Origin of the sequence: Kitasatospora sp. NRRL B-11411 (assembly GCF_000721345.1) — a bacterium.
Taxonomy (GTDB): Bacteria; Actinomycetota; Actinomycetes; order Streptomycetales; family Streptomycetaceae; genus Kitasatospora; species Kitasatospora cineracea.
The window spans coordinates 1-13,558 of the sequence record NZ_JOGH01000149.1 but is presented as its reverse complement, the minus strand read 5'-3'; the positions used below and the strand labels follow the sequence as shown (position 1 = coordinate 13,558).

Annotated in this window: 13 protein-coding genes; 6 read left to right on the top strand and 7 right to left on the bottom strand. The window is 74.3% G+C overall.

The genetic code is table 11. The features are described 5' to 3' along the window. Positions 1–202 precede the first annotated feature (202 nt). Positions 203–529, bottom strand: coding sequence for a putative quinol monooxygenase (locus tag IH44_RS0135770; protein ID WP_051818018.1), 327 nt, complete (start codon positions 527–529; stop codon positions 203–205). Positions 530–829: 300 nt separating this feature from the next. Between IH44_RS0135770 and IH44_RS0135765 the strand changes: the two genes are divergently transcribed. Together IH44_RS0135765 and IH44_RS47485 are read left to right on the top strand one after the other, a co-directional pair. Further along, positions 830–2,590 carry an MFS transporter gene (locus IH44_RS0135765; RefSeq protein ID WP_030464000.1) on the top strand — a complete coding sequence of 587 codons (1,761 nt, stop codon included), beginning with the start codon at positions 830–832 and terminating at the stop codon, positions 2,588–2,590. 1 nt (position 2,591) lies between these two features. Then, a complete protein-coding gene (locus tag IH44_RS47485; RefSeq protein WP_051818016.1) occupies positions 2,592–3,107 on the top strand; it encodes a MarR family winged helix-turn-helix transcriptional regulator in 516 nt (171 codons plus the stop codon). Between the two features lie 126 nt (positions 3,108–3,233). Here IH44_RS47485 and IH44_RS0135755 read toward each other — a convergent pair whose 3' ends face one another. From IH44_RS0135755 to IH44_RS0135745, 3 genes are all read right to left on the bottom strand, one after another. Next, on the bottom strand, positions 3,234–3,683 hold the full coding sequence (locus IH44_RS0135755) for a hypothetical protein (protein ID WP_030463998.1): 450 nt from the start codon (positions 3,681–3,683) through the stop codon (positions 3,234–3,236). 115 nt (positions 3,684–3,798) lie between these two features. Next, positions 3,799–4,359, bottom strand: coding sequence for a hypothetical protein (locus tag IH44_RS0135750; RefSeq protein ID WP_030463997.1), 561 nt, complete (start codon positions 4,357–4,359; stop codon positions 3,799–3,801). Positions 4,360–4,605: 246 nt separating this feature from the next. Continuing rightward, on the bottom strand, positions 4,606–5,391 hold the full coding sequence (locus IH44_RS0135745) for a TetR/AcrR family transcriptional regulator C-terminal domain-containing protein (RefSeq protein ID WP_030463996.1): 786 nt from the start codon (positions 5,389–5,391) through the stop codon (positions 4,606–4,608). 136 nt (positions 5,392–5,527) lie between these two features. Here IH44_RS0135745 and IH44_RS0135740 point away from each other — a divergent pair, with 136 nt between their 5' ends. Next, positions 5,528–6,748: an NAD(P)/FAD-dependent oxidoreductase gene (locus tag IH44_RS0135740; protein ID WP_081967327.1), complete on the top strand. Its 1,221-nt coding sequence runs from the start codon at positions 5,528–5,530 to the stop codon at positions 6,746–6,748. 41 nt (positions 6,749–6,789) lie between these two features. On the opposite strand, the gene IH44_RS0135735 is transcribed toward IH44_RS0135740, so the two are convergent. The 3 genes from IH44_RS0135735 to IH44_RS48810 all read right to left on the bottom strand — a co-directional run bounded on the left by IH44_RS0135735 (position 6,790) and on the right by IH44_RS48810 (position 10,111). Continuing rightward, complete coding sequence (locus IH44_RS0135735; protein ID WP_030463994.1) at positions 6,790–8,196, bottom strand: serine hydrolase; 1,407 nt, start codon at positions 8,194–8,196, stop codon at positions 6,790–6,792. A 36-nt stretch (positions 8,197–8,232) separates the two neighbouring features. Further along, positions 8,233–9,447, bottom strand: coding sequence for a helix-turn-helix domain-containing protein (locus tag IH44_RS0135730; protein WP_051818015.1), 1,215 nt, complete (start codon positions 9,445–9,447; stop codon positions 8,233–8,235). Positions 9,448–9,712: 265 nt separating this feature from the next. After that, positions 9,713–10,111: a hypothetical protein gene (locus IH44_RS48810; protein ID WP_232795220.1), complete on the bottom strand. Its 399-nt coding sequence runs from the start codon at positions 10,109–10,111 to the stop codon at positions 9,713–9,715. Here IH44_RS48810 and IH44_RS0135725 point away from each other — a divergent pair. The 3 genes from IH44_RS0135725 to IH44_RS0135715 all read left to right on the top strand — a co-directional run. Then, positions 10,080–10,922: a triacylglycerol lipase gene (locus IH44_RS0135725; protein ID WP_232795219.1), complete on the top strand. Its 843-nt coding sequence runs from the start codon at positions 10,080–10,082 to the stop codon at positions 10,920–10,922. The two genes, IH44_RS48810 and IH44_RS0135725, sit on opposite strands and share 32 nt — an antisense overlap. 463 nt (positions 10,923–11,385) lie before the next feature. Beyond that, positions 11,386–12,792, top strand: coding sequence for a family 2B encapsulin nanocompartment shell protein (locus IH44_RS0135720; protein ID WP_030463991.1), 1,407 nt, complete (start codon positions 11,386–11,388; stop codon positions 12,790–12,792). A 405-nt stretch (positions 12,793–13,197) separates the two neighbouring features. Continuing rightward, the coding region (locus IH44_RS0135715) for a hypothetical protein (RefSeq protein ID WP_198545097.1) at positions 13,198–13,558 on the top strand (361 nt) is incomplete at its 3' end.

Here is a 13,558-nt window from a genome sequence, read left to right as displayed (position 1 = left end):
CTGTCAGTTGCACTCGCGTCACACCACACGATCTACCGAACCAAGGGCCACCACGAGAGCGAAACCCGCAAATTGATCACAACCAGATACACGCCCTAGTACGAGGTGTCCACCGGGCGGCGGACTGCCCGGTACCGGGAGGAGCGCGGCAGCACGAGGCCGCGGGGCCCGAAGCACCGGGCGAAGGCCCGCCGGGCGGGGGTCAGGAATCGGCGGCCCGGCTTCCGACGTGGACGGCGCGACCGTAGGAGCCCTCGGGCTGCCGGGCCAGCAGTGGGGCGATCCGGCGGGTCGCCGCCGCGACGGGTTCGGAACGGGTGGTCGCGTCGTGGGCTTCCTGGTCGGTCCACAGCTGGGTCAGCCAGACCGTGTCCGGGTCGTCGAAGGCCGTGTTGATGCTGTAGGCGAGCAGGCCGCCGGCGTCGCCGCCGGCGCGCAGCCCCTCCAGGAGCACGGCGATCAGGTCGTCACGCCGACCTGGTAGCGCGGTCAGCCGACCGTAGACACTGAACTCGTTCCCGCTGGACACGTGAGCCCACCTCTCCGCCCTGATCCGCCCGCCCGTCCGCGTGCGAGCCTGTCTGTCTGTCTGCCTGTCTGTCTGCCTCGCCGACCAGGAGAGCCGCTGGGGCGAACGCGCGAACCCGTCCCGGGCGAGGCTTTGTCAAAGCTTTACTGACGGCCCGTCAACTCCCGCTCGTCGCACCACCTTCGCTCCTGCCCGCCCCGTGTCCGGCATCCGGGACGACTGGCCGGGGCGGGGGTCCGCGCAGTAATTTAGTTCACATCAGCTAACTATCATCACGGCTTCCCAAGGGGTGGGCAGGAGATGGCGGACGTGGACACGAAGAAACGGTGGATCGGCGCGGAACACCCGCGCTACAAGTGGGTGGCGCTGTCCAACACCACCCTCGGCATGCTGATCGCCACGATCAACTCCTCGATCGTGCTGATCTCGCTGCCCGCGATCTTCAACGGCATCCACCTCAACCCGCTGGAGCCCGGCAACGTCAGCTACCTGCTGTGGATGCTGATGGGCTACATGCTGGTCACGGCGGTGCTGGTGGTGACGCTCGGACGGCTCGGCGACATCTGGGGCCGGGTCCGGATCTACAACGCGGGCTTCCTGATCTTCACGATCACCTCGGTGATCCTCTCGCTCGACCCGATGGGCGGCGGCGGGGGCGCGCTCTGGCTGATCGGCTGGCGGGTGGTGCAGGCCGTCGGCGGCGCCATGCTGATGGCGAACTCCGCGGCCATCATCACCGACGCCTTCCCGGCCCGGCAGCGCGGCATGGCGCTCGGCGTCAACATGGTCGCCGCGATCGCCGGCTCGTTCATCGGCCTGGTCCTCGGCGGCGTCCTCGCCGAGTGGAACTGGCGCTCGATCTTCTGGGTGAACGTCCCGATCGGCATCATCGGCACCCTCTGGGCCTACCGCTCGCTGCACGAGACCGGCATCCGCCGCCCCGGGCGGATCGACTGGTGGGGCAACATCAGCTTCGCCGTCGGCCTCACCGCGCTGCTCGCCGCGATCACCTACGGCATCCAGCCGTACGGCGGCCACACCATGGGCTGGACCAACCCCTGGGTGCTCACCGGCCTGATCGGCGGCGCGGCCGTGCTGGTCGCGTTCTGCGTGATCGAGACGAAGGTCGCCGAACCGATGTTCCCGCTGCGCCTGTTCCGCGACCCGGTGTTCGCGGGCGGAAACCTGGCGACGCTGCTCGGCTCGATCGCCCGCGGCGGCCTGCAGTTCATGCTGATCGTCTGGCTGCAGGGCATCTGGCTGCCGCTGCACGGCTACGAGTACGAGCAGACCCCGCTCTGGGCGGGCATCTACCTGGTGCCGTTGACCGTCGGCTTCCTCGCCGCCGGACCGATCGCCGGTCACCTCTCCGACCGCTTCGGCGCCCGCCTGTTCGCGGCCGGCGGCCTGGTCGTGATGGCCGCCTCGTTCGCCGGGCTGCTGGTGCTGCCCACCGACTTCGGCTACGTGTGGTTTGCTCTGCTGGTGTTCCTCAACGGCCTCGGCGGCGGACTGTTCGCCGCACCCAACACCGCGCTGGTGATGTCCAGCGTGCCGGCCGCCGACCGCGGCGCCGCGTCCGGCATGCGGGCGACCTTCCAGAACGCCGGCATGGTGCTCTCCATCGGCGTGTTCTTCTCGCTGATGGTGGCCGGCCTGGCCGGCTCGCTCCCGCAGACCCTCACCGACGGCCTCACCGGCCAGGGCGTCTCCCCGACCGACGCCCACGCGGTGGCCCAACTGCCGCCCGTCGGCACGCTGTTCGCGGCCTTCCTCGGCTACAACCCGATCCACGAACTGCTCGGCCCGCAGGTGCTCTCCGGCCTGCCCGCCGCCAACGCGCAGACCCTCACCGGACGGGAGTTCTTCCCGCACCTGATCTCCGGCCCGTTCCACGACGGCCTGATGGTGGTCTTCTCGCTCGCCATCGCCATGTCCCTGGTCGCCGCCCTGGCCTCGCTGCTGCGCGGCCCGAAGGCCGCCCCGGCCGACCCCGGTGGCGAGGGCGGCGCGGCCGCCGCGCCGGACGGGGACCCCGCGGTGTCCCGGGGAGCGGCGTGAGATGAACGAGACGGCGCGGCAGGGGAGTTCGGCGGTGGGCCGGGACGACGAGGGCCGGGACGGCGTCGGTGAGGGCGATGTCGGTGAGGGCGGGCTCGATCCGGCGGAGGTGGCGCGGTTGCGGCTGGTGATCGCCCGCCTCAACCGGCACCTCATGCAGGCCTCCGACCGGCAGGAGTTCACCTTCGCCCAGCAGTCCGCGCTGGCCCGGATCGAAGAGCACGGCCCGGTCCGGCTCGGCGAACTCGCCGCGATGGAACGGGTCGCGGCCCCGTCGCTGACCCGCACCGTCGCCTCGCTGGTCGAAGCCCGGCTGGTCAACCGCGTCCCCGACCCCAGTGACGGCCGCTCCGCCCTGGTCGAACTCGCCCCGGAGGGCGTCGAGTTGCTCGCCCACATCCGCCGCCGCCGCTCCGAACTGCTGGCCCGCCGCACCGCCGCACTCACCGAACCGGAACGCCGGACGCTGATGGCGGCCCTGCCGGTACTGGAACGGCTGGTCTCCTTCGACCTCTGAGCGTCTGAACGTCTGAACGGCCACCGGTCGTACGCCGGTTCGTCAGGTGCCGCCGCCCGGGACTCCACCGCGAGCCCCGGGCGGCGGCGTCCGGTCAGGCGGTCAGGCGTTCAGGCAAGCAGGCGGTCAGGCGTCCGGTCGGGTGGTGGCCGGTGAGGGCCGGCGGTGGCGGAGCACCAGCCACGTCCACAGCAGCAGGGCGGCCAGCCCGGCGCCCGCGAGGGCCGCGCCGCGTTGCCAGGCGCCGTCGCCGCCCGGCGGGTAGACCGCGCCCTGGTAGCCCACCGCGGGCGACTGCTCGCCGAGCCGGGCGGCCGGCAGGTGGCCCATCACGTTCGCCCGGGTCAGCGCGGGCCGGGCCGGGTCGTCCGGGGTGAACGTCCCCTCCACCACGCACCGGCCGCAGTCCACCGCCTCCCGGGTCACCGTGAACACCCCCCGGTCCCCGGCCCCGTGCGCCACCGCCCACCCCGGCATCGCGTAACCGACCCCCGACAGCAGCACCACCAGCCCGATCACCAGCACCGCCCACCGGATCGCCGCCGCCCGCAGCCGCTCCCGCCGCGCTCCGTCCACGCCCCGCCACCTCCTGGTCCGCCGCCGGGGAAGGGATCATCCTGCCACGGGCCGGGCGGACGACGGGCCGACGGGCCGACGGGCCGACGAGCCGGGGGTACGAGTGGCGGCGGGGTCAGAGGACGGTCAGGACGGTGGCGAAGTTCAGGGTGGTCGCGCCGGCGGGGCTGTCGCAGGCGAGCAGGTCCAGGTTGGGGGCGGTGAAGGTCTCGACCACCGCGCCGCCGAGGAACTCGCCCGAGGTGACGGTGCCGGTCTCGGTGATCACGGTGGTGGCCAGGCCGCGGGCCACCGTCGCGGTGAACGGGAAGCTGCTGCTGGTGCCGTTGTTCCAGTGGACGGTCTCCACGCCGGTCTCGGTGAGCAGTTGGTCGCAGCTCAGCTCCAGCAGCGCGGTGACGTTCCGCTCCCCGGCGCTCGCGGTCGAGCCGACGGCCAGGCAACTGCCGGTGGGGCTGTGCGGGCCGGTCACGTTCAGGTTGCCGTCGACCGTCACGGTGGTCGGCCGCACGGTGTGGGTCAGCCCCGGGCTGTACGTGGTGTACGTCCAGCCGGTGCAGTTGATGGTGGCGAGCGCGGCCGGGGCGGCCTGCGCGGCGGGTGAGGTGCTGCCGAGCAGGAGGGCCGACAGGGCGGCCAGGGCGGCGAGAGTGGTGGCACGTCCGGTACGGGGCACGGCAGCCCTCCAGGGGGTGACGGCGGTGGCGGGACGGGGCGCGGGCCCGGGCGGCCCCGTCCCGGCCGGACAGCGGGGCGGGACGGGGCGGCGGGGCAGCGTGCACCAGGGTCGCGGGGGCGGATTCCGTTCGGCAAGCGGAAGTTCCGCCACGGTGCGGGCGGGGCGGGGAATGGCCGGAGCGCGGCGGTCGCGGGGCGGCGTTGGCCGGGGACGTTCGCGGGGGCGTTCGATCCGGGCCGCGGATCAGGACACCTGTGCGGCGATCCCGTCCAGGACGAGCTCCAGCCCGGCCGCGAACTCCTCGCCCCGGGGCAGGTGTTCGGCCTCGGCCATCACCTCCGCCAGCGCCGGGTGCCGCCCCGCCGCCAGGACGCGTACCAGGTAGGGGCCCATCGCGCGCTGCCAGTCGGCGTCCGAGTACCCCTCGGTCCGCTCCTCCTGGCGCTGCGCCACCTCCACCCGCAGCCGGCCCGCCAGGTAGGCGTGGAACACGCCCGCCGCCTGCTGCACCAGCGTCGGCCGCCCGGCGAAGCCCGGGATGCCGCGGACGGCGGCCAGCACGGATTCCAGCGCGGCCAGCGCGTTCGGACCCAAGTGCGGGCGTCCGCCCAGCAGTTGGGTGAACCACTCGTGGCGCAGGGCGGCCGCCCGGTGCCGTCCGGCGATGGTGCGCAGCTGCTGCCGCCACTGCTCCGGCGGCGCGGGGCGGACACCGGCCGGGCCGGGGGCGATCTCGGCGTACACCGCGTCCACCATCAGCTCCAGCAGCTCGGCCTTGGTCTCCACGTACCCGTACAGGCGCATCGGGCCGACCTCCAGGGCCGCCGCGACCCGGCGCATCGACACGCCCTCCAGCCCGTCGGCATCGGCCAGTTCGAGCGCCGCCCCGACGATCAGCGCCCGGCTCAGCGGCCCCGGCGTCGGCCGGGCCGGCGGCTCCGGACGCTCCCAGACCGGCCCGGATCCGGCGGTGGACCCGGCGGTGGACCCGGTGACGGACCCGGAGTCGGCATCGTGACGGGGCGTCATGGGGGCGGTCTCCGTTCGGTGGCGCGAGGCGGTGCGGGCGGTGTGCGGGAACACGATACGGGGAGTCGTTGCGATACAGTGTATCGAGTCGATACGGTGTATCGAAGGGTCGGGCGGACGAGGGGGACGGCAGCAGATGGCGAACACGACGAAAACGACGGACAAGGCCAACGAGACGAGCGGGACGAGCGCGGCGGACGTGGCGATCGTCGGGGGCGGACCGGGCGGGCTGACGCTGGCCCGGCTGCTCACCATGCGCGGCGTCCGCGTCACGGTGTACGAACGCGACGCCGGGCGGGCGGCCCGCACCCAGGGCGGCACGCTCGACCTGCACGCCGACACCGGGCAGCGCGCCCTGCGCGCGGCCGGCCTGACGGAGGCGTTCCGCCGGCACGCCCGCCCGGAGGGGGAGGACATGTTGCTGCTCGACCACACCGGCACCGTCCTGCACCGCGACGACACCCCGGACGACTCGCCCGCGCTCCGCCCCGAGATCGACCGCACCGACCTGCGCGACCTGCTGCTCGACTCCCTCCCGTCCGGAACCGTCGCCTGGGGCCGCGCCCTGCGCACCGCGACCCCCGGCGACGGCGACGACGGCTGGCAGCTGGAGTTCGCCGACGGCAGCCGGGCCGGGCACCGGACGGTGATCGGCGCGGACGGCGCGCACTCCCGGCTCCGGCCGCTGCTCACCGACGCCGTCCCGCGGCACCTCGGCGTCAACACCGTCGAGGGCGCGATCCCCGACCTCGACCGCACCCGCCCCGACCTCGCCGCCGTCGTCGGCCGCGGCAGCTACTGGGTGGTCGGCGACGGCCACTCACTGGTCGCCCAGCGCTGCAGCGACGGCTCCGCCCGGATCGGCCTGACCTTCTACGGCCCCGCCCACCGGGCCCCCGACTGGCTCACCACCTGCGGCATCCCGTTCGAGGACCCCGACGCCGCCCGGGCCGCGCTGCTCCCGCTGTTCGCCGACTGGACGCCCGAGTGCCGCGCCCTGATCGCCGCCTGCACCGGCCCGATCACGCCCCGGACCCTCACCGCCCTCCCGGTCGGCCTCCGCTGGCCGCACCGCCCCGGCCTCACCCTGCTCGGCGACGCCGCCCACCTGATGCCCCCCGTCGGCCACGGCGCCAACGCCGCGATGCGCGACGCCCTGGAGCTCGCCACCGCACTCGCCGCCACCCCCGACGACCCGGACGCCGCCCTGCGCGCCTACGAGGAGGAGATGTTCACCCGCACCGCCCGGGTCGCCGCCGAATCGGCCCGGATCCTGGAGATGATCACCTCCCCGGCCGGGGCGCCCCGGATCGCCGCGTTCTTCCGCGGCGAGGACGACCGGGCCGCGGCCCGGTAGCCCGGTAACCCGGTAGCCCCGGAGAGGAGGCCGGGCCGGGCTCAGCGGTCGCGGCGCAGCTCGCAGGGGTGCGGGAGGTAGGAGCCGAGGAAGCCCTCGCGGTCGCCGCTCTTGTAGGCGACCGCCCGGCCGGTCAAGTCGCCCTCCCGCAGCCGCAGTTCGAAGCCGGTGGCGGGGCCGGCCAGCCGGGCGTCGGGGGTGGGCAGTTGCAGCGGGGTGTCGAGGCGGACGTCCCAGCGGGCGGAGGCGAGGGCCGGGACGGTGACCGGCGGGTGGTCGGCCAGCCGGACTTCGACCAGGCCGTCGGGCCGGACGGTGAGGCCGAGCGGGACGGTGGTGTCGTGGGCGGTGATCCGGCCGGACCAGCTGCCCGGGGGCAGGGCGAAGGGCAGGGCGGGTTCGACCGCCGGGGCGAAGTGCCGGGGGTCGAACTCGGGGGCCAGCACGCCCGTCAGGTACTCGACCACGGCGTTGCGGGCGGTCTTGTCGGTGGAGTTGGCCAGGACGGCCAGCGACAGCCCGCGCCCGGGCAGGTCGAGCATCATCGCGGCGACGCCGCCCATCCCGCCGCCGTGACTGCCGATCACCGACCCGTCCGGCGTCCGCTGGACGACCCGGCCCAGCCCGTAGCCGAGGCTCGCCGGGGCGAAGATCGCGGGCGCGTCGTGGACGGCCGCGGCGGTCTCCGGCTTCAGCAACCCCAGGGCCCGGCGGGCGAACAGCGCGACGTCCCCGGCCGTCGCCCAGCCGGAGGTCGCCGCCGGGTGCCCGGTGCGGCACGGCGGGTACGCCCGCCCGTCCGGCGTGTACCGCACCGCGGACGGCGCCGGCCCCGGGTGGACCGGCCCGAAGGCGAAGCCCGCCAGCCCGAGCGGCTCGGCGACCCACTCCCGCAGCAGCGCGCCCAACTCCCGCCCGGTGACGGCCTCCAGCAGCCGGGCCAGCTCCTGGTAGCCGAGGTTGGCGTACTCGAACTCGGCTCCCGGCTCGTGCAGTTGACGGCGGTAGTGCTCGATGTCGACCGCGTCCCCGGGGGCGTCCGAGGAGCCCGGGACGGAGTAGGCGAAGTCGTAGTACGACGGGAACCCGCCCCGGTGCTGCAGCAGTTGACGCGGCGTCGGCGCCGTCCGGCCGAACCCGGCCGGCAGCGGCGCGTCCAGGTCCAGCAGGCCCCGGTCCGCGGCCAGGCAGACCGCGAGCGCCGTGAACGCCTTGGTCGTCGAGGCCAGCCCGTACGCCGTCCCGGGCGTGGCTGCCCGCCCCGCCGCGACGTCCGCCCACCCGTACGCCCGGGCCAGCACCAGCTCCTCGCCCGCCGCCACGGCCACGCTCACCGACGGGCAGCCGGTCTCCGCCAGCACCCGCCCGCACACCTCGTCCAGCCCGCCCGGCCCGTCCAGCGAACCGAGCACGTCCAGCGAACCGAGCCCGTCCAGTCCGTTCAGCATCCTGCGACCCCTCCCGTTGCGTCGACCGGGCCGATGCTAGTGCTGCGCCGACGAACGGACGACGCCGGGCACGGGCACGGGGGCGGGGGCGGAGGAGGTGGCGCGCAGGGCGATCTCGAGTTCGAGGCGGGTGTCGGGGGAGGCGAGGGCGGGGCCGAAGAGCTGGTGGACGCGGTGCAGGCGCTGGCGGGCGGTCTGCGGGTGGATGCCGAGCCGGGCGGCGACCTCGGGGGCGGTGCCGCGGCCGGTCTGCAGCCAGGCGAGCAGGGTGGCGGCGAGGCGGTCGCGCTGCTTGGGGGTGAGCGGCGCGAGCGGGGCCAGGCGGCGGTCGGCGATCAGCCGGACCAGCGCGGGGTCGGTGAGCAGCAGCAGGTCCGCGTAGCGCTCGCGGCAGTCGACCGGCCGCTGCGGCGGCTCCGGCAGGGACGCCCGGACCAGCCGGGCCCAGCGCAGCGACTGCGCGGCCAGCGCGGGCGGCACCACCGGGCCGATCACCGCGCCGCGCCCGTGCAGCGCGGCCGCGAGCTGGGGGTCGGTCAGCAGCGCGGCCGGGTCGGGCAGCAGCAGGTGCGGCTGCGGGACGTCCAGGCCGGCCAGCACGTGCTCGGGCAGCCGGGCCGGGGGCGGGCCGGGCGGCCGGGGCGCGGGGCGCGGGTCGAGCGAGACGGCGGCGACCTGCGCGGGCAGCGGCCAGTCCGCGAGCCGGGCGGCGGCGGCGAGTTCGGCCGGGTCGGCGCCCGCCAGCAGCAGGTCGTGCAGCCGGTGGCGGGCCCGGCCGAGCGCACCGGCCCGGTCGGTGCGGGCGTCCACGTAGCCCTGCACGCTGGCCGCGGCGACCTCGTCGATGTGCGCGAACACCGCCTCGGCCAGCGTGACCAACTGCTCCGCGGCCAGCCCGCGGCGGCGGGCCACCCGGGCGTACCGGCGCCAGGCGATCCGGGCACCGAGCCGGAACGCGGCCTGCAGGGCGTCCAGGCTGCGCCCCTCGGAGAGCTCGCCGCGGCCGAGCGAGCGGTACACCCGCAACTGGCGCGGGCCGGGCGCGGGCAGCCCCGCGACCCGGTCGGTGAACTCGGCCAGCGCGGTCTCCACGCCCTGCTGGATTCCGGTGCCGAATTGCCCGGAGAGCGGCCGGGAGAATTCCGGGACGGCGGATCTGATCTCCCGGATGATCTCGGCCGCGAGGGATTGCTGTTCGGCTCTGAGTTCGGTGGAGAAATCGCGGGGAAGCGCCTCCCACGGTCCGCCCAATTCCGCTCCTCCACGTAGCGATAATCCGTCCGTCCGGGCCCGCCGGCGATCCGGCGGAGGCGCGGCCGGTGCCGTCGGGACAGGGGGAGTATGCGGCGGGGTTACCCGCCGGTCAATAGGTTCGGCGCAAGCTTGCGGCCCGTCACGGCGCCCGGCGCGGGCGGAAACAGTGACGCCGGTGACAGTTCCGCCGGAGGGGGGACGGAATTCCTGGCACCCGCGGATGGACTTTCCCCCGACACGCGCCCCGCGTGTTGACGGCGGGTCAGGCCGATCCTAGCTTCATGGCGACCCGGGGAAAGCCCGGCGCCCCCGGGGGAATTCCGGCGGCGGCACGGGCGAAGGTGCGGACCGAAACGGACGACGGCACGGCCAGAAACGGACCACGGCACGGACCGAAACGGACCACGGTGCGGCCCGAAACGGACGACGGCACGACCGAAACGGACCACGGTGCGGCCCGCACCGCGGACCACGGCGCGGAGACGCCGTGGACGACGGCGCTGACGACGAAGCGGAAGGTGTGCGGAATGCGGAGAAACAGCGTACGGGTGGCACTGCTCGCGGCCCTGGCGGCGGCGGGACTGCTGGCCGCCGGGACCCAGCCCGCGGCGGCGAGCGGGAGCCGGCCGGTGGAGACCCACTTCTCGATCGGCTTCGTCAAGGGCTTCTTCTTCCCCGGGAGCAGCCCGGACGGCGCCAACGACTGGTCCTGCCGGCCGTCCGCGGCCCACCCGGACCCGGTGGTGCTGGTGCACGGCACGCTGGAGAACCAGAACGACAACTGGGGCGGCGCGGCCCCGCTGCTGGCCAATCAGGGCTACTGCGTCTACGCCTTCAACTACGGCGGCCCGAGCGCGGGTTCACCGATCCAGGGCACCGGGTCGATCGCCGACGGGGCGCGGACGATGGCCGCGTTCGTCGACCGGGTGCTGGCCGCGACCGGCGCCGCCAAGGTCGACGTGGTCGGGCACTCGCAGGGCGGGATGCTGCCGCGCTACTACCTGAAGAACCTCGGCGGCGCGGCGAAGGTCGGCAAGCTGGTCGCGCTGGCCCCCAGCAACTACGGCACCACCCTGGACGGCATCACCGAACTCGGCCGCAGGCTGGGCATCCTGGAGCCCGCCAACGACTTCCTCTCCGTCCCCTGCCAGGCCTGCGTGGAGCAGGAGATCGGCTCGCCGTTCCTTACCGCGCTGAACGCCGGCGGCGGGACGGTGCCCGGCGTCGAGTACACCGTGATCGCCACCGAGTACGACGAGGTGGTCACCCCGTACACCAACTCCTTCCTCCCGCCCGGCCCGCACGTCACCAACATCCTGGTCCAGGACCAGTGCGGGCTGGACGCCACCGACCACCTGGAGATCGGCTACGACCCGGTGGCGCTGACGGACGTGCTGAACGCGCTGGACCCGGCGCACCCGCGGGCGGTGCCGTGCCAGGTGGTGCTGCCGGTGACCGGGCCGCTGCTGTAGCGGACGGGGCGCGCGCCCGGCGGTCGGCAGCAGACCGCCCCGCCGGTGCGCGCCCCTCCCGAGCTCCCGAACGCCCCCGCCCGCCGGGGGCGTTCGCGCGTCCGGCACCCGAACGGGCACCGGCGCAGGCAGCGGCGCAGGCGGGGGTGCGGTCCGGGGTGGTCAGGGGGGTGGCCCGAGGGGTGGCGCGACCGCATGGCCCGCGGTCGGCACCGCCAATCCTCCGCGGGCCGAGGTTCACCTAATCGGGTGCACGAGGGGGCCGCACGGGCGTTGCGGGGGCCGGAACGATCTAGTGTTCCGGAGGCGGCGGTGAGCGCGGCAGCGAGTGCGGCGAACAGCGCACTTCTCGACTCCGCCGACACTTTCCCCTTTCTTTACCCGTACCCCCTCAGAGCACCAACACACCCACGGATCTGACGATGCGTCAGGTCCCGTGCGAGACGAAGGAGAGCCCGGCCCGATGTCCGTGGACAGCAGCCCGGAGACTCAGCAGGCCCAGCGCCAGCAGACCAGCCTCACCACCGCCGCGGCCCGCAACCTGGCGACCACCACCAAGTCCGCGCCGCAGATGCAGGAGATCACCTCCCGCTGGCTGCTGCGGATGCTGCCGTGGACGCAGACCTCCGGTGGCACCTACCGGGTCAACCGCCGGCTGACCTACACGGTCGGCGACGGCCGGATCGAATTCATCCAGACCGGCAGCAACGTCCGGGTGATCCCCCGGGAGCTCGGCGAACTCGCCCTGCTGCGCGGCTACGAGGACGACGACGTCCTCACCGCCCTGGCCGACCGCTGCCAGCAGCGCGAGTTCCGGGCCGGCGAGGTGCTGGTCGAGCGCGGCACCGCGTCCGACAAGATCCACCTGGTCGCGCACGGCAAGATCAACCAGGTCTCCACCGGCAAGTACGGCGACGACGCGGTGGTCGGCGTGCTCGGCGACGGCGACCGGTTCGGCGAGAACGCCCTGCTCGACGCCGACGCGACCTGGGACTACACCGCCACCGCCAAGACCCCCGGCACCCTGCTGACCCTCAGCCGGGCCGACTTCGAGGCCGTGCTCGCCCAGTCCGAGAGCCTCCAGGCCCACATCCGCGACTTCGCCAGCCTCCCGCTCCAGCGGCAGAACGAGCTCGGCGAGGCCGAGATCGCCATGTCGGCCGGCCACGAGGGCGAGCACCTGCTGCCCACCGCGTTCGTCGACTACGAGCTCAAGCCGCGCGAGTACGAGCTCTCCATCGCGCAGACCGTGCTCCGGGTCCACTCCCGCGTCGCGGACCTGTACAACCAGCCGATGAACCAGATCGAGCAGCAGCTCAAGCTCACCGTGGAGGCGCTGCGCGAGCGCCAGGAGCACGAGCTGATCAACAACCGGGACTTCGGCCTGCTCGCCAACTGCGCCTTCAACCAGCGCATCCAGACCCACTCCGGCCCGGCCACCCCCGACGACCTGGACGAGCTGCTCAGCCGCCGCCGCGACTCCGAGTTCTTCCTGGCCCACCCGAAGGCGATCGCCGCCCTCGGCCGGGAGTTCAACGCCCGCGGCCTGTACCCCGACACCGTCGACATGCAGGGCCACAAGGTCCCGGCCTGGCGCGGCGTCCCGATCCTGCCCTGCAACAAGATCCCGATCACCCCGGAGAACACCAGCTCCATCCTGGTGCTGCGCACCGGCGAGGACAACCAGGGCGTCATCGGCCTGCACCAGACCGGCATCCCGGACGAGTACCAGCCCAGCCTGTCGGTCCGCTTCATGGGCATCGACGAGAAGGCCGTGATCAACTACCTGGTCACCGCCTACTACTCGGCGGCCATCCTGGTCCCGGACGCGCTCGGCGTGCTGGAGAACGTGGAGATCGCGCACCGCTGAGCGGCCCGCACTGACGGCTGCCGCCGGCCGTAACCAAACGGCGGCGCACCACGTTGAGGGTGCGTCGGATTGATCATGCCGAGCCGTTTCTGCAGGAGCAGCACCCGCTGCCCCCGCAGGGCGGCAACGGCCGGATCCCTCCGACGCGCCCTCGACTGCGCTCCGGGCCGGATCGGCCGCGATCCACCACGGTCCACCACGGTCCACCACGGTCCACCACGGTCCGGCAGCCCCGCAGTCCACACGTCCCATCGTGCACAGCCACCGGAAGGTTGGACCACGCCCATGCAGCGCAACGACCGACCGCCCGCGGGCGGCAGAACGGAGGCGGCGGCCTTACGCGCCCGGGTCCGCGGCGGCGCCCGCACCGGAGCCCGCACCGCCGCGGCCCTGGCAGGCGTCGCCGTGGTCTGCGCGGTGCTCACCGGCGCCACCCAGGCCGCGTCCGCCGCCCGCACCCGCGCCGACGACCACCGGCTCGACATCTGCGTCAAGGTGCACACCTCGGTCGACGCCGCCGGCGTGCACGTCGAGGTGAACGCCGGCGGCGGAGCCAGCGTCCCGCTCCACCCGCAGGGCGGCAACGGCCACGCGAACCAGAACGGCCACCAGGACGGCCACCAGAACGGCCAAGGGGGCCAGGGCGACCACGGCGGGAAGGGGCACGGCGGGGGAGACGACCAAGGGGAGGACGGAGACGGGGACGGGGACGGGCACGGGCACGGGCACCACTGCCACCCCCGGCCCACCCCCGGCGGGGCCCCCC

Bases quoted from the DNA above. Each gene is read 5' to 3' on its own strand.
- IH44_RS0135765 (WP_030464000.1), top strand. From the start codon at position 830: ATGGCGGACGTGGACACGAAGAAACGGTGGATCGGCGCGGAACACCCG.
- IH44_RS47485 (WP_051818016.1), top strand. From the start codon at position 2,592: ATGAACGAGACGGCGCGGCAGGGGAGTTCGGCGGTGGGCCGGGACGAC.
- IH44_RS0135745 (WP_030463996.1), bottom strand. From the start codon at position 5,391: ATGACGCCCCGTCACGATGCCGACTCCGGGTCCGTCACCGGGTCCACC.
- IH44_RS0135740 (WP_081967327.1), top strand. From the start codon at position 5,528: ATGGCGAACACGACGAAAACGACGGACAAGGCCAACGAGACGAGCGGG.
- IH44_RS0135735 (WP_030463994.1), bottom strand. From the start codon at position 8,196: ATGCTGAACGGACTGGACGGGCTCGGTTCGCTGGACGTGCTCGGTTCG.
- IH44_RS0135720 (WP_030463991.1), top strand. From the start codon at position 11,386: ATGTCCGTGGACAGCAGCCCGGAGACTCAGCAGGCCCAGCGCCAGCAG.